This is a genomic window from Actinoplanes sp. G11-F43 (assembly GCF_050589265.1).
Classification (GTDB): Bacteria; Actinomycetota; Actinomycetes; order Mycobacteriales; family Micromonosporaceae; genus Actinoplanes.
Genome location: NZ_JBNZCE010000007.1, coordinates 1,105 through 24,733 on the forward strand (window position 1 = coordinate 1,105; position 23,629 = coordinate 24,733).

Here is a 23,629-nt window from a genome sequence, read left to right on the forward strand (position 1 = left end):
TGAGGCTGACGCCTCAGCACGGCGGCAGCCGTTAGAACGGCTGGTTGTCTGATGCTTGCCTAGCCTGAGCGCGGATGCCCACCGCGCTAACGACGGTTGCGATGCTTGCAAGGACGCTGGCGAAGTCTGCGCCACTCATGTTCTGCCCTGCACTAACGACAAGGATTACGATCACAAGCATGGCAGCGGCTGCCATCGGGGCTGAGGTCGCAGCCGGGATGGTCAGACAGCCATCCAGGTTTTTGAAACTGATCAAGGTCTTTTAGTTCCTCTCGGGTCGCCGTGTGGACTAGGGATCACCTGCTCGCAACAGGTGCGCAGCCCAGTATGAGCGACCAGGGATGATTAAGTAATTGACGATGCGCCAATATGGGCCTCATACCACGCCCCCCTGACACTTTGTGGTGGGCGACTAAGAAATCCCTGCTCATTGCCCGTTAACTGTCCACGTCAAGAGCTTGTTGTAATCTGCATCACAGATCGTTTAGAGGATTCATTCCGATCTAGAAATTTGTGGCAGGGATGCCCGGCGGGCAATACTCAGGTCGCGCACCCCACCAGCCTCAAGGCCGCCGTGTGGACTAGGGACTGAGGTGCGGTTCGAGGGCTCCGGGGCTCGCAACCTCGGAGCCCATTCATTACCGCGGGTAACCCTCAGATCTCAATTGAGACCAGAACTGAGACCGCAGATAGAACAGCCCGGTGACTCCTCGGGAGTCACCGGGCGTCTGCCCTGCTAGTTGGCGGTGGCGGCGGGATTTGAACCCGCGGAGGGCGTAAACCCTCACACGCTTTCGAGGCGTGCTCCTTAGGCCACTCGGACACACCACCGGGAAGTACGTTACCGGACGGCGCAACGGCTTTGCCGCCGGGTCACCCATAACCGTCCGCGAGCCCGCTGACCTGGCAAGATCGACGCTCTGGCAACGGAAAGCGGAGGATTGAGATGAGCGTGCACATCGGCGGCAAGCCGGGCGACATCGCCGAGCGGGTGCTGCTGCCCGGTGACCCGATGCGGGCGAAGTGGATCGCCGAGACCTTCCTGGAGGACGCGGTCTGTTACACCGAGGTCCGCGGGATGCTCGGCTTCACCGGCACCTGGAAAGGCGAGCGGGTCTCGGTGCAGGGCTCCGGCATGGGAATGCCGTCAGCCTCCATCTACACCCACGAACTGATCAACGAGTACGGCGTGAAGTCGCTGATCCGTATCGGTTCCTGCGGCGCCCTCGCGATGGACCTGAACCTCGGCGACGTGATCGCCGCGATCGGGTCCGCGACCGACTCCAACATGAACCGCACCCGCTTCGACGGCCTCGTCGACTACGCGCCGGTGGCCGACTTCGGTCTGCTGCGCACCGCCGTGGAGAAGGCCGAGGAGCAGGGCACCCCGATCCGGGTCGGCCCGATCCTGGCCGCCGACGCGTTCTACACCGACCGGCCCGACCTGTACGACTCGCTGGCCGACTACGGGGTGCTCGCGGTCGAGATGGAGTCCGCCGCGATCTACACGATCGCCGCGCGCTACGGCGCCAAGGCCCTGACCATCCTCACCGTCAGCGACCACATCAAGCGCGGCGAGGCGATGGACTCCGCCCAGCGTGAGAAGGGCTTCAGCAACATGGTCAAGATCGGTCTGGACACGGCCATCGCCTGACCCCGCTTTTGCGGGCTAGCCGTAGCTCAGACGTGTAAGCAGCCGGCCGAAAGATGTCTGAGCTACGGCTAGCCGTAGGTCGTCGGGGCAAGGCCGTCCCGGGACGGACGCGGGTGGGGCGGACGGGGTCAGGGGCGGAAGAAGTCCTGCAGCAGGCGGGCGGCCTCGGGCTCCAGGACTCCGCCGTACACCTCGGGCCGGTGGTTGATCCTGGGGTCCCGGACCACGTCCCACAGGGAGCCGACCGCGCCGGTCTTGGGCTCCCACGCCCCGAAGACCACCGTGCCGATCCGGGCCAGCACCAGCGCCCCGGCGCACATCGTGCACGGCTCCAGGGTGACCACCAGGGTGCAGCCCTCCAGCCGCCACTCGCCGACCCGGGCCGCGGCCCGGCGGATCGCCAGCACCTCGGCGTGCGCGGTGGGGTCGCCGGTGAGTTCCCGCTCGTTGCCGGCGGCGGCCAGTTCGGTCCCGTCCGGCCCCAGGATGATCGCCCCGACCGGGACGTCCTCCGGCGATGTGGACGCGACGGCGAGCGCCCGCCGCATCCACTGCTCGTGCCGTTGTCGGCGGATCACGCCTCGCGCAGCTCCTCCATCTCGTCGCCGCAGCCGATCCGCTGACAGATCTCCGCGGTGACGTCGGACGGCAGCATCCCCTCCCTGCTGCAGAGGGCGAGCAGCCGTTTGGCGTTGATGCCCAGATCGCCGAGCAGTTCGGCGTCACCGACCGGGTCGGCGTCCGGGTCGGCCGGCTTGTCGTCCTCGTCGGCCGGCGCGGCCAGGTCGTCCAGTTCCAGGGCCGGGGTCTCGACTTCGCCGAGCAGCACCGACCCGATCCGCGACTCCTCGGCGAAGGCCGAGTCCGAGCCGAAGACCCGCAGGTCCTCGCCTTCGTCCAGGCGCAGGATCGCGAGATACTGGTCGTCGCTCTCGACGAACAGCAGGGCCAGTTCGGCGTCCGGCTCGGCATCCCTCAGCGAGTCCACCACCTCGTCGATGTCGGCCAGGCCGGAGAGGTCCAGCTCCGACGCCGTCCAACCGTTCTTGCCCCGGGCGACGGCGGCAGCGAAAATCGACACGATTCCCCCAACACGTTCCTAAACACTCAGCGCCTGACGGTAGCGGGTGGGGCGGCGGGCGCATCGCGCCACGCCCTGAGTCAGTTCACCGCGCCGCGGCGCACCGCGATCAGCTCACGCAACCGAAGCCGGCGAGAGCGCGGCGTGGGAGCCGGCGCCGCCGTGGTGAGACGCGCCGACTTCGCTCGGGCGAGAGCCGCCAGCAGTTCCATTCGACGACGGCTGCGATCCGGGTCGAGCCTTGGCGAGGGGGCCATGAAGCCGAGAGTGCGACAGCGCGGGACGTACGTCAAGAGTCGATGGCCATGTCGGCATACTCGCTGCTCAGCACGGTCCTCGGGACAGCAAGAAGGCCGGACCCGAGGGGTCCGGCCTCACCTGTTCGTGCTGGCGGAGGATACGAGATTCGAACTCGTGAGGGGTTTCCCCCAACACGCTTTCCAAGCGTGCGCCCTAGGCCACTAGGCGAATCCTCCGTGGGCCAGAGTACAGACCCCGCGGTGCGGCTCGCCCGCGGGGGAGGGGGTCTGCATGTGGCCGGCCGCCGTTAGGTAGTCTCTCACGTAGCCCCTCGTGCGGCGTCATCCTGTGAACCTCCCCAGGGCCGGAAGGCAGCAAGGATAAGCGGGCTCTGGCGGGTGCACGGGGGGTCCTTTCGTTCTCCTCCGGACACGCACTGTCGGGGCACGCCGTTTGTTCTTGTCAGACCCTCGACGGAGAATGACGCGGTCGTTCAGGAGGTGGCAGGAGTGGCACTCGCCCTCTATCGCAAATACCGGCCGCGAACCTTTGCCGAGGTCATCGGTCAGGAGCACGTGACCGAACCGCTGTCGCAGGCGCTGCGCAGCGGGCGGCTCAACCATGCGTACCTCTTCTCCGGCCCACGCGGTTGCGGCAAGACCTCCAGCGCGCGCATCCTGGCCCGCTCGCTCAACTGCGAGCAGGGCCCCACCCCGGACCCGTGCGGCGAGTGCCTGTCGTGCCGGTCGCTGGCCAACGACGGCGCCGGTTCGATCGACGTCATCGAGATCGACGCGGCCAGCCACGGTGGTGTCGACGATGCCCGCGAGCTGCGGGAGAAGGCGTTCTTCGCGCCCGCCAACAGCCGTTTCAAGATCTATGTCATCGACGAGGCGCACATGGTCTCGTCGGCCGGCTTCAACGCGCTGCTCAAGCTCGTCGAGGAGCCGCCGGACTATGTGAAGTTCATCTTCGCCACCACCGAGCCGGACAAGGTGCTCGGCACCATCCGGTCCCGGACACACCACTACCCGTTCCGGCTGATCCCGCCCGCGGTGCTGCGGCCCTACCTGCAGCAGCTCACCGACGCCGAGGGGGTCACCGTCGAGCCGGCGGTGTTCCCGCTGGTGGTGCGGGCCGGCGGCGGCAGCGCCCGGGACACGCTGTCGATCCTCGACCAGCTGATCGCCGGTTCCGGGCCGGACGGTGTCACCCGGGCCGGTGCGGTCGCGCTGCTCGGCGTCACCGACTCGGCCCTGATCGACGAGATGTGCGACGCGATCGCGGGCGGTGACGGCGCCTCCGCCTACGCCACCATCGACCGGGTCGCCGACGCCGGCCACGAGCCGCGCCGGTTCGCCTCCGACCTGCTGGAGCGGTTCCGTGACCTGATCGTTTTGCAGCAGGTGCCGGACGCGGTCGCCAAGGGCCTGATCGACGGCCCCGCCGACCAGCTGGAGGCGATGGCCGGGCAGGCCGCCGCGCTGGGTGCGGCCACCCTGTCCCGGTGCGCGGACATCCTGCACAACGGCCTGATCGAGATGCGCGGGACGACGGCGCCACGCCTGCTGCTGGAGCTGGTCACCGCCCGCATGCTGCTTCCCGGCGCGGACGTCTCGACAGCGGCCCTGCTGCAGCGGTTGGAAAGACTGGAAAAAGGAATTGTCGTACGGGGTGAGCACCCCGCCCTCGCCGAATCCCCCATGGACGCCTCGACCGGTGCGCCGGCCGGTCCCGCCGACGGGTCGGGTCACGTCGCCGTCGGGTCTGGTCCCGCGGCCGGGTCCGGTGGGGCTGGCGGGGGTAAAGCGGCCGCGATGGCCGCGGCCCGTGCCGCGCTGAGCCGCCCCGGCCCGGTCCGCCCGGTCTCCCCGGCCCCCGCCGCGCCGGCCGGCGCTCCGGCCGCCGCCGGTCCGGCCTCCGGCGCCGATTCGGCCCCGGCCACTGGTCCTGGGGATTCCGCCGCGGGCTCGGCCGGATCCCCGGCCGGCTCTTCGGTCGGGACTCCTGCCGGCTCTTCGGTCGGCTCTTCGGCGGCCGGCACCCGGTCCGGTGGGGCGCCCGCTGGAGCCGAGCCGGACTGGAACCAGGTCGCCGCCGGGCAGCCGGCCCCGGCCGATTCCGGGTATGACGACGAGCCGCCCCCGTGGGACGAGGAACCGCCGGAGCCGGACGAGCCGGTGCGCCGGGCCCCGTCGCGTGCCGCGGCGGTTCCGGCCCAGGCGCCATCGGCCGCCGACCGCCGGGACGACTCCGTCGACCGCCGGGACGACGCGGACGGCGGGTTCGAGCAGTCCCGCCCGGATCCCCGGCTGGACCGGATCCGGGCCGCGTGGCAGGCCCTCGGGCAGCATCAGGCCAAAGTCCGGGCGATGCAGGAGTACGGCATCGGTGTCCGCGACCTCGACGGCGACACGATCGTCTTCGCCGCGCCCACCCAGGCGCTGATGGACCGCTTTCTGAACTGGAAGGACGCCATCGCCGGAGAGTTCCGCAAGTCCCCGGGCGGGGATTGGCGGATCCGTTGCGAGATCGGCGACACGGCCGCGCCACGTTCCGGTTCCCGGCCCGGCGCCCCCGCCGACCGCCGGGACCAGTCCGGCGCGCACCGGGCGTCCGGTGCGCCGGCCCGGAACGCCCCGGTGCCGTCCGGTGCCCCCGAACGGAACACCGGCCGCACCGAGTCGCACCCGTCCCGCCCACAACGCGCTCCGGCGGCCGACGACGCCGACGACTGGCCGGCGGCGTCCCGACCCGGCCACGGCCGACGAGACGATCATTCCGGTTCGCGCGCGGAGCGTGGCCCGATCGACGACGGTGGGTGGCCGGAGCCGGCTCGCCCGGCGTCGCGGCCGGACGAGGGCCGTGGGCGTGGTCCGGCCGGAGACCACGGATGGCCCGAACCGGCTCGTGTGGGTGGCATCGACCGGCCGGCGGGTTCGGCGGGTGGAGCGGAGCGGGCGGAGGCCGGTGGGGTTGCTTCGGCGGCCGACGACTGGCCTGAGCCGGTCCGGCCCGGTGCCCGGCGGGAGGAGAGAGTGGACTCCGGATCCGGTGCTGAGCCGGTGCGGCCCGAGCCCGTCGACTCGGGCGGTTCGGCGTGGCCTGAACCAGTGCGCCCGGGTAGCCAGGCCCGAGGAGACGCGGCCATCCCGGACGGGGGTGCGGGCCGGTCGGGAGCAGGCGGATTCAGCGACGCCGCTGGCAGCCCGGCCGGTGGCGGCCCAGGCGGTGGCCAGGCGGCCAGCGGTGCCAGCGCTGGCCCGGCCACCAGCGGTGCCGGTGGCGGCTCGACTATCGGCGGTGGCGGCCCGGTCATCACCGGCGGTGGTCCGGCCATCAGCGGGGGCGGTCAGGCGACTGGTGGTGCCGGTCAGATCGGCGGGCGGGCCACCAGCGGCGTCGGCGGCGGCCAGGCCGGTGGGCAGGTCGTCGGTGGCGTCGGTGGTGGGTCGGCGTTCGGTGGGGCTGCCGTTTCGGCCGTGCCGCAAAGCGGTGGGGCTAGTGGCGGGGCCGGTGGGAAACCGGTTCGGGCCCGGTCGGCTGCTATGGAGGCGGCGCGGGCTGCGGCTCGGATGGGGTCGGGGGCCGGTGCCCGTACGGCGGAGAATGAGACCGCCCGGGCGGCGGTGACCAACAGCCGTCCGGCCGCTGCCGCGAAACCGGCCGGTGGGGCCGCCGCGCAGGCTCGTGCGGCGGCGGCTGCCGGGGCGAACGCGACGTGGTCCGACGGGTCGCCGATCGAGGAGGCGCCGTACGACCCGGAGTATGACGGGCCGCCGCCGGAGGCCGCCTCGTTCGAGGGTTTCGACCCGGGGGACGAGCCGCTGGACGAGGTGATCGACGAGAAGACCGCGCGGGCCAGCAGCGAGGAGCAGGCGATGCAACTGCTGCGGGAGGCGTTCGGCGCGGAGAAGATCGCCGAACTCTGAGTGGGCACGGGTGTCCGGTGGCGTCTGAGCGGGCATGAAGTGGATGACGGTTACGCTGGCGGCGGTAATTTCGGCCGTCGCCTCGTATCGACGGTGGATCACAGGATCGATCAATTGAGGAGCGGTGCCATGCGCCCCGGTGGACAGCCGAACATGCAGCAGATCATGAAGCAGGCGCAGAAGATGCAGCAGCAGGTCGCTCAGGCGCAGGCCGAGCTGGCCGAGGCCGAGCTGACCGGGACGGCCGGCGGTGGTCTGGTGACCGCCGTGATCACCGGGCTGGGTGAGTTCAAGTCGGTGAAGATCGATCCGAAGGTGGTCGACGCGGACGACATCGAGACGCTGGAGGACCTGGTGCTCGCGGCGATCCACAATGCCGCCGAGGCGCAGCGTGAGCTGGCCGAGGAGAAGATGGGCCCGGCGACCGGCGGCTTCTCCCTGCCGGGGTTCTGATCCCGTGTACGAGGGTGCCATCCAGGATTTGATCGATGAGCTGGGCCGGCTGCCGGGTGTGGGCCCGAAGTCGGCCCAGCGCATCGCTTTTCACGTCCTGTCGGCTGATCCGGCCGATGTGAACCGGCTGGCCGGCGCGTTGCGCAAGGTCAAGGAGCTGGTGCGGTTCTGTACCACCTGTTTCAACGTGGCCGAGTCGGAGCAGTGCCGGGTCTGCCGGGACACCCGCCGCACCAACGAGGTGCTGTGTGTGGTGGAGGAGCCGAAGGATGTCGTGGCGATCGAGCGCACCGGCGAGTTCCGCGGGCGCTATCACGTGCTGGGTGGGGCGATCAATCCGCTGGAGGGGATCGGCCCGGACAACCTGAAGATCCGTGAGCTGCTGTTCCGGCTGGGGACGGGGGAGGTCAAGGAGCTGATCCTGGCCACCGACCCGAACACGGAGGGTGAGGCCACCGCGACGTATCTGGCGTTGCTGGTGAAGCCGATGGGGATCGCGGTGACGCGTCTGGCCAGTGGCTTGCCGGTCGGTGGTGACCTTGAGTATGCGGATGAGATCACTCTGGGTCGAGCCTTCGAGGGAAGACGCGCCGTCTGAGTGTTTTGTGCCGGGTGGTTGCGCTACGAAGCAGCCTTGTAACAACACGATTGGATATCGACGGCTGCCCAGAAATTTCCACTGCCGTTAATGTCCGTCGCATCGGTGGCACACTCCACCGCGTTGACCACCCCACAAGGCAGAGGTGAAGCACGATGCGTCCATCGAGGCGGAAAGCCGCGATCGCGGTCACCGCAGTCGCGGTCCTGGCAGCCGCCGGCTGCGCCGAGAGCGAGCGTGACGGTTCTGGTGGTTCGGCCGTCAAGGACACGCTGGTCTTCGGTGTAGCCGGTGACCCGAAGGTGCTCGACCCGAGTTTCGCCAGCGACGGTGAGTCGCTGCGGGTCGCTCGCCAGATCTTCGAGACGCTGGTGCGTCCGGAGGAGGGCGGCACCAAGGCGTCGCCCGGTCTGGCGGAGAGCTGGACGCCGGACGCGGCCGGCACCACCTGGACGTTCAAGCTGCGGTCCGGCGTGAAGTTCCACGACGGCACCGACTTCAACGCCGAGGCCGTCTGCGCCAACTTCGACCGCTGGTACAACTCGGCCGGTCTGATGCAGAGCCCGGACGTCACGCCGTACTGGCAGGACGTGATGGGTGGCTTCGCGAAGAACGAGAGCGCCGAGCTCCCGGAGAGCCTCTTCAAGTCCTGCACCGCCAAGGACGCGACCACCGTGGACCTGGCGTTCACCCGGGTCTCCAGCAAGATCCCGTCGGCGCTGATGCTGCCGTCGTTCGCGATCCACAGCCCGGCCGCGCTGAAGCAGTACAACGCGTCGAACGTCTCCGGTTCGGCGGACGACATCAAGTACCCGGAGTACGCCACGGCGCACCCGACCGGCACCGGCCCGTTCAAGTTCAAGACCTGGGACCTGCCGAACAAGTCGCTGACCATCGAGCGCAACGATGACTACTACGGCGACAAGGCCAAGCTGAAGACGGTCATCTTCCGCACGATCTCCGACGAGAACGCCCGCAAGCAGGCGCTGCGTTCCGGCGACATCCAGGGCTACGACCTGGTCGGCCCGGCGGATGTGGAGCCGCTGAAGGGCGAGGGCTTCAACGTCCTGACCCGTCCGGCGTTTAACATCCTCTACCTGGCGATCAACCAGAAGGGCAACCCGGCGCTGGCCAAGCCCGAGGTGCGCCAGGCGATCAACATGGCGGTCAACAAGCAGGCGCTCGTCGACTCGAAGCTCCCGCCGGGCGCCAAGCCGGCGATCGAGTTCCTGCCGGACACCGTCGAGGGTTACAACCCGGACGTCAAGAAGTACGAGTACGACGTCGAGGGTGCGAAGAAGCTGCTGGCCGACGCCGGTGCGAGCAACCTGAAGCTGCGCTTCCACTACCCGACCGAGGTCACCCGGCCGTACATGCCGAACCCGAAGGACCTGTTCGAGCTGATCGCCGCCGACCTGAAGGCGGTCGGCATCGAGATCGAGGCCATCCCGCTGAAGTGGAGCCCCGACTACCTGAACGCCACCACCTCGGGTAGCGCGCACGACCTGCACTTCCTCGGCTGGACCGGCGACTACGGTGACGCGTACAACTTCATCGGCACCATGTTCGACCGCCAGAAGGACGAGTGGGGCTTCAACAACCCCGAGCTGTTCGCCCAGTTCAAGGACGCCGACAGCACCGCCGACCAGGCGCAGCGGGTGGAGAAGTACAAGGCTCTGAACGCCGCCATCGCGGAGTTCGCGCCGGGTGTGCCGATCTCGCACTCCCCGCCGGCGATCGTGTTCGGCAAGGGCCTGACCGGTATCACCCCGAGCCCGCTGACTGACGAGAGGTTCGTCGGGGCCACCTTCCAGTAGCCGTAATCCGGCACCTTTCCTATTGCGTTACCAGCGGGCGGGCGTCTTATCCTGACGCCCGCCCGCTGTCGACCTCTCACCTCACGAGGCGGCCTTGATTCGGTTCATCGTGCGACGACTGCTACAGCTGATACCGACGCTGTTCGGTCTGTCGATTCTTCTTTTCATCTGGTTGCGCCGCCTGCCCGGCGGCCCCGAGACCGCGATCCTCGGTGAGCGCGGTACCCCGGAGATGCGTGCGCAGATCCGGGCGAACCTGGGCCTGGACGAGCCCATCCTGGTGCAGTACGGCCGGTTCATGCAGCGCATGCTCAAGCTCGACCTGGGCACCTCGATCTCGACCAAGCGCGAGGTCATGACGGAGTTCCTGGAGCGTTTCCCGGGCACCGTCGAGCTGACCATCACCGCGATGATCATCGCGATCGGTGTCGGCATCCCGCTGGGCTATCTGGCCGCGCGCCGCCGGGGCAGTTTCCTGGACAGCGCTTCGGTGGGCGCCTCGCTGATCGGCATCTGTGTGCCGGTGTTCTTCCTGGCGTACGTGCTGAAGGCGGTCTTCTCGGAGAACCTGCAGCTGTTCCCGTCCAGCGGGCGCCAGGATCCGACGCTGGGCGCCACCCGGGTCACGAACTTCTTCGTCCTGGACGGCCTGATGACCCGGGAGTGGGATGCCGCGTTCGACGCGTTGTGGCATCTGATCCTGCCCGGCATCGCGCTGGCCAGCATCCCGCTGGCGATCATCGTCCGGATCACCCGGGCGAGCGTGCTGGAGGTGCTGAGCGAGGACTACGTCCGGACCGCCCAGTCGAAGGGCCTGACCGAGCGTACGATCCGTGGCCGGCACGTCCTGCGTAACGCGATGCTGCCGATCGTCACGGTGATCGGCCTGCTCACCGGTGGTCTGCTCTCCGGCGCGGTGCTGACCGAGACGGTCTTCGCGTTCAGTGGCATCGGCGCCTTCCTCTACGAGGCCATCGCGAACCGCGACTATCCGGTTCTGATGGGCTTCATCATGATCATTGCTGTCTTCTACGTCCTGGTGAATCTGCTGGTCGACCTGTCGTACAGCCTGATCGACCCGAGGGTGAGGGTCCGATGAGCACCAAGACCGACAAGATCGACCGCTTGAGCGAACTCTCCGCGGCGAAAGAGGACGAGCACGGCGTCAGCCTGTGGAAAGAGGCGTTCCGGCGGGTCCGCCGGAGCCCGAGCGCCCTGGTCGGCGTCGCCATCCTGGTGCTGTTCGTGCTGGTCGCGATCATCGGGCCGTGGATCGCGCCCTACTCGCCGACCGACACGATGGGCATCCGCGAGGGGGTGATCCGGCCCGGCTCCATCCCGGGGCCGTCGGCCGAGCACTGGCTGGGGTACGACCACCAGGGCCGGGACCAGTTCAGCCGGCTGCTCGTCGGCGCCCGGCAGACCCTGCTGGTCGGTATCATCTCCACCCTGATCGGCCTGACCGTCGGCGCGCTGATCGGTGGCATCGCCGGTGCCGCGGCCGGTCTCGGCGGCAAGTGGGGCCGGGCTGTCGACTCGGTGCTGATGCGCATCGTCGACATGCTGCTGGCGCTGCCTAGCCTGCTGCTGGCGGTGAGCATCGCGGCCCTGCTCGGGGCGAGCCTGACCACCGTGATGATCGCGGTGGGTGTGGTCTCGGTGCCGATCTTCGCCCGGTTGCTGCGCGGCGCCATGGTGGTGCAGGCCAACAGCGACTACGTGCTGGCGGCGACCTCGCTCGGGGTGAAGCGGACCAAGATCGCGATTTCGCACATCCTGCCGAACTCGCTGGCGCCGGTGATCGTGCAGGCCACCCTGACGCTGGCCACCGCGATCATCGAGGCGGCCGCCCTGTCCTTCCTCGGCCTGGGCAACCCGGACTCGTCGACCCCCGAGTGGGGTCTGATGCTGTCCGACGCCCAGCCGTACCTGGACGGCCGGCCCGGTCTGGCGGTCTTCCCGGCTCTGGGCATCATCATCACCGCGCTCGGGTTCACCCTGCTCGGTGAGGCGATGCGTGAGGCCCTCGACCCGAAACTGCGGAAGTGAGGCCGCGATGCCACTGCTAGACGTCAAGGATCTGTCCGTCACCTTCTCGCGGCGCGGGCAGCGCACCGTGCGGGCGGTCGACGGGGTGTCGTTCTCGGTCGAGGCCGGTGAGGTCGTCGGCCTGGTCGGCGAGTCCGGCTGCGGGAAGAGTGTCACGTCGCTGGCCCTGATGGGTCTGCTGCCGAAGCAGCGCGGTGTCACCATCGGTGGCTCGGCGATGTTCGGGGACACCGACCTGCTGAAGACCGACGAGCGGTCGATGCGGGACATCCGCGGCCGGGACGTCGCGATGATCTTCCAGGATCCGCTGTCCTCGCTGAACCCGGTCGTGCCGATCGGCGTGCAGGTGACCGAGGTGCTCACCCGGCACCGCGGGCTGACCGGCGAGAAGGCCCGTGCCGAGGCCGCCGACCTGCTCAACCGGGTCGGTATCCCGGACCCGACGCGGCGGCTCAAGGAATACCCGCACCAGCTCTCCGGCGGGATGCGGCAGCGGGCGCTGATCGCCATGGCGGTCGCCTGCGCGCCGAAGCTGCTGATCGCCGACGAGCCGACCACCGCACTCGACGTGACCATCCAGGCGCAGATCCTGGAGCTGCTGCGCGGCCTGGTCCGGGACTCCGGCACCGCGCTCATCATGATCACGCACGACCTGGGTGTGGTGGCCGGGATGTGCGACACGGTCAACGTGCTCTACGCCGGCCGGGTCATCGAGTCGGCCCGGCGCAAGCCGCTGTTCGCCGACCCGCGTCACCCGTACACCAATGGTCTTCTGGGTTCGGTCCCCCGCCTGGACTCCGGCAAGGGCGAACGGCTGCACGCGATCCGCGGATCGGTGCGCGACGTGCTGCCCTGGTCGGAGGGATGTGCCTTCTCGCCGCGGTGCGACCGCCGGATCGACGCCTGTGTCGGGGAACCCCCGGCGCTGACCGAGGGCATCCACCGGCACGCCTACCGCTGTGTCAACCCCGAGTCGCGGACCGTGGAGGTGCCGTCGTGACCGAGACGCTGGTCGAGGTCGACGACCTCAAAGTGCATTTCCCGATCAAGCGCGGGGTGTTCCTGGACCGGGTGGTCGGGCACGTCAAAGCCGTCGACGGGGTGGATCTCCGGATCGCGAAGGGCCAGACGTACGGCCTGGTCGGCGAATCGGGTTGTGGCAAGTCGACGCTCGGCCGGGCGTTGCTGCAGCTCACCCCGCCGACCGGTGGCAAGGTGAACTTCGACGGCACCGAGCTGACCACGCTGCCCGCCAAGCAGCTGCGGTCGATGCGCCGGCGCATGCAGATGATCTTCCAGGACCCGATGTCCAGCCTGGACCCGCGGCAGAACGTCGAGTCGATCCTGACCGAGGGACTGCAGGCACACGGGCTGGGCGGCGACCGGGCCGAACGCCGGAAGATCATCGCGAAGGCCCTGGACGCGGTCGGCCTGCCGCAGTGGGCGCTGTCCCGCTACCCGCACGAATTCTCCGGCGGCCAGCGGCAGCGCATCGGCATCGCCCGGGCCGTGGTGCTCAACCCGGACCTGATCGTCGCCGACGAGCCGGTCTCCGCCCTGGACGTCTCCATCCAGGCGCAGGTGATCAACCTGCTGGAGGAGCTGCAGGACGAACTCGGGTTGACCTACCTGGTCATCGCGCACGACCTGGCGGTGGTCCGGCACATCTCCGACACGGTCGGCGTGATGTACCTGGGCGCGCTCGTCGAGGAGGCGCCCAGCGACGACCTGTACAGCAAGCCGATGCACCCGTACACCCGGGCGCTGATGTCGGCGGTGCCGGTGCCCGACCCCGAGGTCGAGGACCGGCGCGAGCGCATCCTGCTCGCCGGTGACCTGCCGTCGCCGGCCAACCCGCCGTCCGGCTGCCGGTTCCACACCCGGTGCCCGTGGGCGCAGCCGACCAAGTGCGCCACCGAGCGTCCAGGTCTGCGGATCATCGGGACCGGCGCGCACCGGGTGGCCTGCCACTGGGCCGAGGAGATCGAGTCCGGGCAGCTCCAGCCGCACGCGGTGAAGGCCGAGGTCGTCGCGGACGGTGCGGGCGCCAAGGACGCGCACGGCGCTCTGGAGACGGCTCTGGAGACTCCCGGCGGGCCGGGGATCTAACCGCGAGAACATCAAAGGCCGCTTTCCCCGTACGTACGGCGAAAGCGGCCTTTGATCGTCAGAGGCTCAGTTCACAGTTCTTCACGATGTCCCCCGTGCCGTATGCACAGGCGTCACCCTTGACGTGCGAACCGCCGTCGAGAGTGTCGACGGCCTCGTCGCCCCGGGCGTGCTCGGACCGCAGCCGGTCGTCGCCGCCCAGACCGCGCAGCACGTCGGCGCCGAGGCCACCGTGCAGATAGTTGTTCCTGCTGTTGCCGGTGAGGACGTCGTCGCCCCAGCCGCCGAAGATGTTCTCCACATCCGTGCCGACGTTGTCCTTCTCACCGCGGGCGCCGTCGTCGGCCTTGCCGTCCAGATCGACGACGACCGGCACACGATAGGCGGAGTAGTCGGCCCGGTCCGTGCCGGTGCCGCCGAGGAACACGTCGGCGCCGGTCCCGGCCAGCAGAATGTCGTTGCCGCTGCCGCCGTCCAGACGGTCCTTGCCGCTGCCGCCGTCGATCCGGTCGTTGCCGCCGCGCCCGTAGAGCTTGTCGCTGCCGGGCCCGCCGCCCAGGTAGTTGTCGCGGTTGTCGCCGTAGAGCTTGTCGTTGCCCCGGCCGCCGATGAGGCTCTCGACGTCGGAGCCGATGAGGTCCTTCTCGCCCTTGCGGCCGTCGTTGGCCTTGCCGTCGAGGTTGGCGGTGACCGCCTTGGCGGTGCCCTCGTAGCTGACGATGTCGTTGTCCTTGCCGCCGTAGAAGCGGTCGGCCTGCACGGGAGATGCCCCGGCATGGAAGTGGTCGTGGCCGACGCCGCCGTAGAAGCGGTCCTTGCCGGCGCCGTCGTGGAAGTTGTCGTCGCCGGCGTTGCCGTAGACGACGTCGTCGCCGCTGCCGTCCCAGATGTGATCGGCGCCGAACTCGCCGTAGATCCGGTCGTTGCCGCTGCCACCGGAGATCCGGTCGTTGCCGATCCCGCCGTGGATCCGGTCCTTGCCGGATTCGCCGTACAGCCGGTCGCTGCCGGTGCCGCCGATCAGGGTGTCGTTGCCGGTGCCGCCGTAGACGGTCGCGTCCGGGAACGCGCCGGACCCGTCGAACCGGTCGTCACCGTTGCCCAGGTGGATGACCGCATCCATAACGCCGACGCAGACGACCTTGGTCTTTTGACCGCCGTACGGGGTACACCCGTCACCGGCCGTCACCGGGACCCGGTCCTCGAGAACGGTCGTGGAGTACTCGTCGCCCCGGATCAGCTTGATCCGGTTGGTTTGCCCGCCGGCGGCTTTGAAGATCAGCTCGCCGCGAGCGTTGACCGAGGCCGTTCCGGTGGCGGCGGCCTGGGCGGGCGCGGCGAACACGCCGACCGCCGCGGTGGTGCTGAGCAGGGCCACGCCTGCCCTGGTCAGCCAGGTTCGTGAAGTCACTTCGTCAGCTCGCAGTTCGTGGCCGCGTCCTCGGGGTCGTACCCGCAGGTGTCGCCCTTGACGTGGGGGCCACCGTCCAGGGTGTCGATCGCACCGTCCGAGACCCCGGTCCGTTCGTTGTCGCTCAGCAGGGTGTCGTCGCCGCCCAGGCCGCGCAGGATGTCGGCGCCGCCCCAGCCGCCGTTGAGCACGTTGTTCGCGCTGTTGCCGGTGAGGATGTCGTCGCCGTAACCGCCGATGACGTTCTCCACGTCCTTGCCGACGGTGTCACCCTCGCCGCGGACGCCGTCGTCGCCCTTGGCGCCGTCCAGGTCCACGAAGACCGAGAACTCGTAGCTGCTGTAGGAGACCGTGTCGACTCCGCTGCCACCGATCATGACGTCCGCCGAGACGGTGGGGTACTCCGAGGTCAGGGCCGGGTCGCCGAACAGGCGGTCGTTTCCGGCGCCGCCGTCCAGGTGGTCCCGGCCGGGGCCGCCGAGCAGTGTGTCGTTGCCGCCGCGCCCGTAGAGCTTGTCGTTGCCGCCCTCGCCGCCGTCCAGCAGGTTGGCGCCGTTGGTGCCGTGGATGGTGTCGTTGCCGAACCCGCCGGTGAGGTTCTCGATGTCGGTGGCGATGTTGTCCTTCTCGCCCTTGCGGCCGTCGTCAGCCTTGCCGTCGACGTCGAGGGTGACCCCCGCGGTGCGGTCGTAGTAGCTGACCGTGTCGGTGCCGGAGCCACCGTGGTAACGGTCGGCGGCCGTCGACGGGCCGGCGTTGAACGAGTCGTTACCGGTGCCGCCGTAGAAGCGGTCCTTGCCCGAGCCGTCGAAGAAGGCGTCGTTGCCGGAGTCGCCGTACACCCGGTCGGCGCCGCTGCCGTCATGCAGGAAGTCGTTGCCGGAGTCACCGTGGATCACGTCGTCGCCGCTGCCACCGTGGATGGTGTCGGCGCCGGCCCCGCCGTTGATCCGGTCCTTGCCCGAGCCGCCGTACAGGGTCTCGCTGCCGGAGCCACCGGTCAGGGTGTCGGCACCCGAATCGCCGTAGACGTTGCCGGTCAGGCTGGTGCGGTTGACGAACACGTCGTTCTTGTCGCCCAGCCGGATGCCGCGCAGGTAGGTCACACCGGTGCAGGTGACCCTGGTCTTGTCGCCGGTGACCGCGGCGCAGCCGGCGCCGGCCCGGACCGTGACCCGGTCGTCGACGGTGATCGTGCCGCCGGATCCGCTCAGCGTGACCCGGTTGGCCCGGCCGCTGCCGGCGGTGAAGACCAGCTCGCCGCGGTCGTTCACCGAGGCGATGCCGGTGGCGGCGGCCTGCGCGGGCGCGCCGAGCACGCCGACCGCCGCGGTGGTGCCGAGCAGGGTCACGCCGGCCCTGGTCAGCCAGAGTCTTGCAGTCATCACAGCAACTCCCCGTATCGCGGTCAGCGGATGATCTCGCAGTTGACGGTGGTGTCCTTGGCGTCGGTCCAGCAGGTGTCGCCGTCGACGTGGGCGCCGCCGTTCAGGTAGTCCTTGCCGGAGTGGCCGATCAGCAGGTCGTCGCCGCCACGGCCGTAGATCTTGTCGTTGCCGGGACCGCCGTCCAGCCGGTTGGGGCCGCTGGTGCCGTAGAGCTTGTCGTCGCCGCGGCCGCCGGTCAGGTTCTCGACGTCGGTGCCGATGAGGTCCTTCTCGCCCTTGCGGCCGTCGTCGGCCTTGCCGTCGGCGTCGGCGGTGACCGCCTTCGCGGACCACTCGTAGCTGACCGTGTCGGTGCCGGAGCCGCCGTAGAAGCGGTCGGCCTGCACCGGCGCCTCCCCGACCCGGAACACGTCGTCACCGGAGCCGCCGTAGTAGCGGTCGTTGCCCTTCTTGTCGGACAACGTGTCGTTGCCCGCGCCGCCCCAGTGCCGGTCGTTGCCCGACCCGTCGTAGAGGCGGTCGTCGCCGGCGTCACCGTAGACGAGGTCGTTGCCGGAGTCGCCGTTCAGGATGTCGAAGCCGTCTCCACCGTGGATCGTGTCGTTGCCCGGACCGCCGCGGATGGTGTCGTAGCCGGTGCCACCGGTGATCTTGTCGTGTCCGGTGCCGCCGTAGACATATGTCGACACTCCGGAGGCGTTGACGAAGACATCGCCGCGGTCGCCCAGGTTCGCGTTCACCCACCGCACATCGGCGCAGGTGACCTTGGTCTTGTCGCCTTTGACCGCCGTGCAGCCCTTGCCGGCTTTCACCGTGACCCGGTCGTCGATGGTCACCGTGCCGCCGGACTCGGTGATCCGGACCCGGTTGACCTTGCCGCTGCCGGCCTTGAAGGACACCTCACCCTGGTTGGTCACCGAGGCGACGCCGGTGGAGGCGGCCTGCGCGGGCGCCCCGGCCATGCCGACCGCGGCGGTGGTGCCGAGCAGTGCCACGCCCGTCCTGGTCAGCCAGCTTCTGGTAGTCATCAGATCACGCTCCGAAGTAGAAGTTCTCGTTGAAGACCGGGATGGTGAACGGCGTCGAGTACTCGGTGTTCACCGAGGTGTCGTCGCTGGTGGCGGCGTTGTCGTTCCCGTCGCCGCCGTCCAGCACGTCGACATGGCCGTCGGCGGTGTGGCCGGGGGCGTACGAGCCGGAGAGGTTGTCGTCACCGGCCTCGCCGAGGATCCGGTCCAGGCCGTCGCCGCCGAGCAGGACGTCGTTGCCGGCCCCGCCGCGGATGACGTCGTCGCCGACGGCGCCCTCGATCCGGTTGGCGCTGCCGTTGCCGGTGAGCGTGTCGCCGTACTCGGTGCCGATGATGTTCTCGACGTCCGCGCCGACGGTGTCCTTCTCGCCGCGGACACCGTCGTCGCCCTTCGCCCCGTCCAGGTCGACGGTGACCGGGCCGCGGTGCCCGAGGTAGTCGACGGTGTCCGAGCCGGCGCCGCCGGTGATCACGTCGGCCCCGGTGCCGGCCTCCAGCCGATCGTCGCCCGCGCCACCGTCCAGCCGGTCGTTCCCGCTGCCGTAGTCACGCAGCCAGTCGTTGCCGCCGTACCCCAGCAGGATGTCGTCGCCGCCCCCACCGACCAGCAGGTTGGGGCCGTTGTCGCCGTGGATGCGGTCGTTGCCGTCGCCGCCGTGGATGCCCTCGACGCCGGTCAGCGTGTCGCCCTCGCCCTTGCGGCCGTCGTCGCGCGTGCCGCGGTCGGAGTCGGCGGTGATGCCGCGCTTGCCGCTGTACGTCACGGTGTCGAAGCCGGCGCCCCCGGCGACCAGGTCGGCGTCCTCGGCCTTGCCGCGGTCGGGCTGGCCGAACCGGTCGTTGCCGGATCCGCCGTACTCCCGGTCGCGGCCCTTGCCGCCGTCCAGGTAGTCGTTCCCGGCGTTGCCGGTGAGCACGTCGTCGCTGTCACCGCCATAGAGGGCGTCGACGCCGCCGCCGCCCGACAGCCGGTCCCGGCCGGTGCCGCCGTACAGCTTGTCCCGGCCGGAACCGCCGGTCAGCTCGTCGTTGCCGCCGCCACCGAAGGCGGACAGCGCCACCGAGGTGCGGTTGACGACCTCGTCGTTGCCGGAGCCCAGCTCGACCCGGACACGGGTGATCGGCTTCGGGTCGGTGCAGCGGACCTTGGTCTTGTCGCCCTTGACGGCCGTGCAGCCCGGGCCGGCCTTGACGGCGGCCCGGTCGTCGAGGGTGATCGTGTTGCCGGAACGGGTGACGACGATCTTGTTGGTGGTGCCGGAGCCGGCGACGAAGACCACTCGCCGCCCGTCGGAGCTGAAGTCGACCGATGCGCGGCCGATGGTGGCCGCCTGTGCGGGCGCGGCGAGAGCGCCGGCCGCGGCGGTGCCGCTGAGCAGGACCATACCGGCTCTGGTCAGCCAGGATCTGCTGGACAACGTGGACTGTTCCTTCCCCCGAATGAACATTCATCGAACTTTCCGGATCGTAGATGGTCGCCGCCACGTTTCGGTACCGTCCCGACGTCCGGAAAATCGGGGTCAGGACCAGCGGACCTCGGGCGAGCGGTGGAAACGCACACCCTGCCGGACCCAGCGCGGGCCGTAACCGCCCAGGCGGGAGCGGAACGAGTCCCAGTCGTGCGCGCTCCGCGGCGACCAGCCCAGCTCGGCGATCGCGACCAGACGCGGGAACGCCAGGAACTCGATGTCATCTAGATCACGCAGGGTCTCCGACCACAGCGGAGCCTCAACCCCCAGGACCCTTTCCGCCGGTACGTCACTCAACAGCGCACCCGGATCCCAGTCGTACGCGTCCCGCACCTCGATGGCCCCGGCCCAGTCCAGCCCACCCGGAGTGAGCAGGTCGTACTCCATGTCCAGATAGGTACGGTTCGCTGGGGAGAGCACCACGCGGCTGCCCGCGGCGGCCACCGACGGGCTGTTGCGCTCCCGCCCCCAGAACTGGATCACCGCGTCGTTCTCGGCGGCGGCCGGCGACTGGGCGATCTCGTGCCAGCCGACCGGGATCTTGCCGTGCGCCCGGACCAGCGGCAGCACCCGGCGCTGGAACCGCAGATAGGCGCCGTGCGGGGTGGACATCGCCTCGTCCCCGCCGACGTGCAGGTACGGTCCGGGCGTCATCTCGGCCAGTTCCCGGATCACGTCCGCGGCGAACCGGTAGGTGACCTCCCGGTCGGCGCAGAGCGAGCTGTAGCCGACCCGCATGTCGGTGCGCGGCCGGGGCGCCACACCGTCACAGGTGAGCTCGGGATAGGCGACCTGCGCGGCGTTCACGTGCCCGGGCATGTCGATCTCCGGGACGACGGTGACGAACCGGTCGGCGGCGTACCGTACCAGCTCCCGGTAGTCGTCCTTGGTCAGGAAACCGCCGCCGGCCCCGCCGACCCCGGTGCCGGGCGCGCCACCCACCGCGGTCAGCCGGGGCCAGGAGTCGATCCGGATGCGCCAGCCCTGGTCGTCACTGAGGTGCAGGTGCAAGTGGTTGATCTTGAAGCGGCTGATCCGGTCGATGTAGGCACGGATCTCGGCCGGCTCGTGGAAGTGCCGGGCCAGGTCGAGCATCGCGCCCCGGTAGGCGTACCGCGGAAAGTCCTTGATCCGCCCGCCGGGAAGGACCCACCGTGCGTGCCGCGCGGACCTCGCCTCGATCTCCGCCGGCAGGAGCTGGCGCAACGTCTGCACCCCGGCGAACAGACCGGCCGGGCGGGTGGCGGCCAGCTCGACACCGCCCGCGCGGATCGCCAGCCGGTAACCCTCCGCCGGATGGCCCGGCTCCAGGACCAGGGCGATCGCCCGGTCACCGGTCTCGGTCACCGGCAGCGCGAACCCGGTGGCCGGCCGCCACGCCGCGGCCAGCGACCCGGCCACCGCGGTGGCCGCGCCGGACGCGGTGATCACGGTGTCCGGAGTGAGACGGAAGGCGGCATCGGGCGCCGGAACCGCCTCGGCGACCGCCGGAAGGACGTCGGTCAGAGCGATCGCGGTACGCCCGGGCGGAGGCCCCGCCGCGGCGGTCGCGGTGAACGTGGGCAGGGCCAATGCCAGAGCCGTCAGGCCGATCCGGGCCGTGCGCATCGCCAGATCCTAGGATCGGGGCGCAATCCCAGCCCGCCGGCTCAGCCTTCGGGCCGGTGGAGCAGACCGACGGCGATGTTGTGCACCGCCTCCAGGTCGGCGGGATCGGCCAGCGCGGCCTTTCCGCCGGTGACCACATACCACTCCTCGGCCTCCCGGTACTGCACCCGCACCACGACCTCGCCGTCGGCGAACTCGCTGCGCAACGTCAGCTCACCGGTGACCACGCCGACCTCGTCGGTCATCACGCCACCCGGTCCGGGCACGATGTCGGTGGTCCTGGCGTTCTGCTCCACATCGGTCATCAGCAGGTCCTCAGCATCTCCTCGAGAGCGGCCTTCTCCTTGTCCGTGACCGTGAGTTTCCAGTGGCTCTTCACCTCAATCCAGTCCTGTGCGTAAACGCACCAACTGGCCTGAGCCGGCGGCTTCCAGGTCGACGGGTCCTGGTCACCCTTGGAGCGGTTGGAGGAGGCCGAGACGGCGAACAGCTGCGGGCGATCGAGGTCGTTGGCGAAGTCGCCACGCTCCTCGTTCGTCCACTTGGCGGCACCGGAACGCCAGGCGGCGGCCAGCGGCACCATGTGGTCGATGTCCACCTTTGTCGGTGAATCAATCACCTTGTCATCGTAGAAGCTGTCCCAGGTGCCCGCGACGACATTGCAGCCGTCCAGCTTCACCTGATCGCCGTCCCGCTCCAGCACGGTGTCGCGAACGTCGCAGTTCGACCCGGCGCTACGCCAGTGCGGGAACTTCTCCCGGCTGTAACCGGTCATCTTCCCCTCGGCGGCGACGGTCAGGCCGCCGAGTTTCGAGCGGGCGCCGTCCGGATCCCTCGACTGACTCGAACCGGTGGTGGACTCGGTGGTCCGGGTGCCGGGCTCGCCGGTGGTGGCGACCTCACATCCGGCGGTGGCGAGAAGAGCGAACAGGGCTGCGGCGGCGAGAACTGAGCTACGTGGGGGCACGTAGCCCAGTCTCATACCGGATCTTGAAGAGCGCCAATCAGCGGGCGCGGTTGATCGCGCTAGTCACCGCTTTGATGGACGCGCTGACGATGTTCGCGTCGATGCCGACACCCCACACCGCCGTCTCGCCGACCTCGACCTCCACATAGGCCGCCGCCTGCGCGTCCCCGCCGGAGGTCAGCGCGTGCTCGTTGTAGTCCAGCACCCGCACCCTGATCCCGAGCGGGGCGACCGCCTGCACGAACGCGTCGATCGGGCCGTTGCCGACACCGGTCAGCGAACGCCGCTCCGGGCCCAGCGCCACCTGCGCGTCGATCTCCACCTTGCCGTCCACAGTGGCCGTCGTGTAGCCCGCCACCCGGATCGCCGGGTCCACCTGGTGATCCACCAGGTACTCGGTGGCGAAGTAGTCCCACATCTGCTGCGGGGAGACCTCGCCGCCGTCCGAATCGGTGTGCTGCTGCACCACGCCGGAGAACTCGATCTGCAGCCGGCGCGGCAGATCCAGCTTGTGCTCCTCCTTCATGATGTACGCCACCCCGCCCTTGCCGGACTGCGAGTTGACCCGGATGACCGCCTCGTAGGTGCGGCCCACGTCCTTCGGGTCGATCGGCAGGTAGGGGACACCCCAGGTGAAGGAGTCGATCTCGGTGCCCGCGGCGTCGGCGTCGGCCTGCAGCGCCACGAAGCCCTTCTTGATCGCGTCCTGGTGCGAACCGGAGAAGGCGGTGTAGACCAGATCCCCCGCGTACGGGTGACGCTCGTGCACCGGCAGCTGGTTGCAGTACTCCACGGTGCGCTTGATCTCGTCGATGTTCGAGAAGTCCACCTGCGGGTCGATGCCCTGCGAGAACAGGTTCAGGCCCAGCGTCACCAGGTCCACGTTGCCGGTGCGCTCGCCGTTGCCGAACAGGCAGCCCTCGATCCGGTCCGCACCGGCCAGCAGGCCCAGCTCGGCGGCGGCCACCCCGGTGCCCCGGTCGTTGTGCGGGTGCAGGCTCAGGATCACGCTGTCCCGGCGGGGCAGGTGCCGGTGCATCCACTCGATCGAGTCGGCGTAGACGTTCGGCGTAGCCATCTCCACGGTGGCCGGCAGGTTGATGATCAGCGGGCGGTCCGGCGTCGGGTCGATCACGTCGATCACCGCCGAGCAGATCTCCAGGGCGTACTCCAGTTCGGTGCCGGTGTACGACTCGGGGGAGTACTCGTAGAAGATCTCGGTGTCCGGGGTGTGGATCTCCGCGTACTTCTGGCAGAGCCGGGCACCCGTCGTCGCGATGTCGGTGATGCCGTCCTTGTCCAGGCCGAACACCACCCGGCGCTGCAGCGTCGAAGTCGAGTTGTAGAAGTGCACGATGGCCCGCTTGGCGCCCCGGATCGACTCGAACGTCCGGTCGATCAGGTGCTCACGGCACTGCACCAGCACCTGAATGGTGACGTCGTCCGGGATCAGATCCTGCTCGATCAGCTGGCGGACGAAATCGAAATCGGTCTGGCTCGCCGCCGGGAAACCGACCTCGATCTCCTTGTAGCCCATCTTCACCAGCAGCATGAACATCCGCCGCTTGCGCTCCGGCGACATCGGGTCGATCAGCGCCTGATTGCCGTCCCGCAGATCGACCGCGCACCAGCGAGGGGCCTTCTCGGTCACCCGGGTGGGCCACTGCCGGTCGGGCAGGCTCACGTCGAACTGCTTCTGGTACGACTCGTACCGCTGGAAAGGCATGCTGCTGGGACGCTGCGAATCAAACGAAGTGGACATGTGGGACTGCTCCAGTCAGGAAGAAGACGAGCAGGCGGCGTGCGTCACCTCCGCGACGAGG

Annotated in this window: 18 protein-coding genes, 2 tRNA genes, 1 other RNA gene and 1 pseudogene; 10 read left to right on the top strand and 12 right to left on the bottom strand. The window is 69.4% G+C overall.

Annotation, left to right across the window (positions count from 1 at the left end):
• Nucleotides 1–741: 741 nt before the first annotated feature.
• Nucleotides 742–831: transfer RNA gene (locus ACQ0O7_RS08385), tRNA-Ser, on the bottom strand.
• A gap of 115 nt (nucleotides 832–946) precedes the next feature.
• On the opposite strand from ACQ0O7_RS08385, the gene deoD reads away from it, so the two are divergent.
• Nucleotides 947–1,654, top strand: coding sequence for a purine-nucleoside phosphorylase (gene deoD / locus ACQ0O7_RS08390; protein WP_430781231.1), 708 nt, complete (start codon nucleotides 947–949; stop codon nucleotides 1,652–1,654).
• Between the two features lie 128 nt (nucleotides 1,655–1,782).
• On the opposite strand, the gene ACQ0O7_RS08395 is transcribed toward deoD, so the two are convergent.
• The 3 genes from ACQ0O7_RS08395 to ACQ0O7_RS08405 form a co-directional block, all read right to left on the bottom strand.
• Nucleotides 1,783–2,232: a nucleoside deaminase gene (locus ACQ0O7_RS08395; protein ID WP_430781233.1), complete on the bottom strand. Its 450-nt coding sequence runs from the start codon at nucleotides 2,230–2,232 to the stop codon at nucleotides 1,783–1,785.
• Entirely contained in the window at nucleotides 2,229–2,735 is a 507-nt protein-coding gene (locus ACQ0O7_RS08400; protein WP_430781235.1) for a tRNA adenosine deaminase-associated protein, read from the bottom strand. Before ACQ0O7_RS08400 ends, ACQ0O7_RS08395 begins: the two co-directional genes overlap by 4 nt.
• Nucleotides 2,736–3,123: 388 nt before the next feature.
• Nucleotides 3,124–3,211: transfer RNA gene (locus ACQ0O7_RS08405), tRNA-Ser, on the bottom strand.
• 86 nt (nucleotides 3,212–3,297) lie between these two features.
• Here ACQ0O7_RS08405 and ffs point away from each other — a divergent pair.
• From ffs to ACQ0O7_RS08450, 9 genes are all read left to right on the top strand, one after another.
• Nucleotides 3,298–3,393: signal recognition particle sRNA small type (gene ffs / locus ACQ0O7_RS08410), an RNA gene on the top strand.
• Between the two features lie 91 nt (nucleotides 3,394–3,484).
• Nucleotides 3,485–6,907 (top strand): DNA polymerase III subunit gamma and tau, encoded by a 3,423-nt coding sequence (locus ACQ0O7_RS08415; RefSeq protein ID WP_430781236.1) that lies wholly within the window; start codon nucleotides 3,485–3,487, stop codon nucleotides 6,905–6,907.
• A gap of 129 nt (nucleotides 6,908–7,036) precedes the next feature.
• Nucleotides 7,037–7,360, top strand: a complete 324-nt coding sequence (locus tag ACQ0O7_RS08420; protein ID WP_430781237.1) for a YbaB/EbfC family nucleoid-associated protein — start codon at nucleotides 7,037–7,039, stop codon at nucleotides 7,358–7,360.
• A 4-nt stretch (nucleotides 7,361–7,364) separates the two neighbouring features.
• Nucleotides 7,365–7,958 carry a recombination mediator RecR gene (recR, locus tag ACQ0O7_RS08425; protein WP_430781238.1) on the top strand — a complete coding sequence of 198 codons (594 nt, stop codon included), beginning with the start codon at nucleotides 7,365–7,367 and terminating at the stop codon, nucleotides 7,956–7,958.
• 155 nt (nucleotides 7,959–8,113) lie between these two features.
• Nucleotides 8,114–9,775 (top strand): ABC transporter substrate-binding protein, encoded by a 1,662-nt coding sequence (locus tag ACQ0O7_RS08430; protein WP_430781239.1) that lies wholly within the window; start codon nucleotides 8,114–8,116, stop codon nucleotides 9,773–9,775.
• Nucleotides 9,776–9,869: 94 nt separating this feature from the next.
• The gene (locus ACQ0O7_RS08435) at nucleotides 9,870–10,874 is read left to right on the top strand and encodes an ABC transporter permease (RefSeq protein WP_430781241.1); all 1,005 of its coding nucleotides are present in this window, start codon (nucleotides 9,870–9,872) and stop codon (nucleotides 10,872–10,874) included.
• Nucleotides 10,871–11,824 (top strand): ABC transporter permease, encoded by a 954-nt coding sequence (locus tag ACQ0O7_RS08440; protein ID WP_430781242.1) that lies wholly within the window; start codon nucleotides 10,871–10,873, stop codon nucleotides 11,822–11,824. Before ACQ0O7_RS08435 ends, ACQ0O7_RS08440 begins: the two co-directional genes overlap by 4 nt.
• Before the next feature lie 7 nt (nucleotides 11,825–11,831).
• Nucleotides 11,832–12,824, top strand: coding sequence for an ABC transporter ATP-binding protein (locus ACQ0O7_RS08445; protein WP_430781244.1), 993 nt, complete (start codon nucleotides 11,832–11,834; stop codon nucleotides 12,822–12,824).
• A complete protein-coding gene (locus ACQ0O7_RS08450; protein ID WP_430781245.1) occupies nucleotides 12,821–13,933 on the top strand; it encodes an ABC transporter ATP-binding protein in 1,113 nt (370 codons plus the stop codon). The genes ACQ0O7_RS08445 and ACQ0O7_RS08450 overlap by 4 nt, the downstream gene beginning before the upstream one ends.
• Before the next feature lie 58 nt (nucleotides 13,934–13,991).
• On the opposite strand, the gene ACQ0O7_RS08455 is transcribed toward ACQ0O7_RS08450, so the two are convergent.
• The 8 genes and pseudogenes from ACQ0O7_RS08455 to leuA all read right to left on the bottom strand — a co-directional run bounded on the left by ACQ0O7_RS08455 (nucleotide 13,992) and on the right by leuA (nucleotide 23,568).
• Nucleotides 13,992–15,344, bottom strand: a complete 1,353-nt coding sequence (locus ACQ0O7_RS08455) for a calcium-binding protein (protein WP_430781246.1) — start codon at nucleotides 15,342–15,344, stop codon at nucleotides 13,992–13,994.
• On the bottom strand, nucleotides 15,341–16,729 hold the full coding sequence (locus tag ACQ0O7_RS08460) for a calcium-binding protein (RefSeq protein ID WP_430781247.1): 1,389 nt from the start codon (nucleotides 16,727–16,729) through the stop codon (nucleotides 15,341–15,343). Before ACQ0O7_RS08460 ends, ACQ0O7_RS08455 begins: the two co-directional genes overlap by 4 nt.
• A gap of 23 nt (nucleotides 16,730–16,752) precedes the next feature.
• Nucleotides 16,753–17,760, bottom strand: coding sequence for a calcium-binding protein (locus ACQ0O7_RS08465; protein ID WP_430781248.1), 1,008 nt, complete (start codon nucleotides 17,758–17,760; stop codon nucleotides 16,753–16,755).
• Between the two features lie 4 nt (nucleotides 17,761–17,764).
• Nucleotides 17,765–19,210, bottom strand: a complete 1,446-nt coding sequence (locus tag ACQ0O7_RS08470) for a calcium-binding protein (RefSeq protein ID WP_430781249.1) — start codon at nucleotides 19,208–19,210, stop codon at nucleotides 17,765–17,767.
• Between the two features lie 72 nt (nucleotides 19,211–19,282).
• A complete protein-coding gene (locus ACQ0O7_RS08475; RefSeq protein WP_430781250.1) occupies nucleotides 19,283–20,839 on the bottom strand; it encodes a beta-N-acetylhexosaminidase in 1,557 nt (518 codons plus the stop codon).
• Nucleotides 20,840–20,880: 41 nt separating this feature from the next.
• Nucleotides 20,881–21,123: pseudogene (locus ACQ0O7_RS08480) on the bottom strand (hypothetical protein); the annotation flags it as partial.
• Nucleotides 21,124–21,143: 20 nt separating this feature from the next.
• Entirely contained in the window at nucleotides 21,144–21,821 is a 678-nt protein-coding gene (locus tag ACQ0O7_RS08485) for an HNH endonuclease family protein (RefSeq protein WP_430781251.1), read from the bottom strand.
• A gap of 22 nt (nucleotides 21,822–21,843) precedes the next feature.
• Entirely contained in the window at nucleotides 21,844–23,568 is a 1,725-nt protein-coding gene (gene leuA / locus ACQ0O7_RS08490; protein ID WP_430781252.1) for a 2-isopropylmalate synthase, read from the bottom strand.
• Between the last annotated feature and the right edge of the window lie 61 nt (nucleotides 23,569–23,629).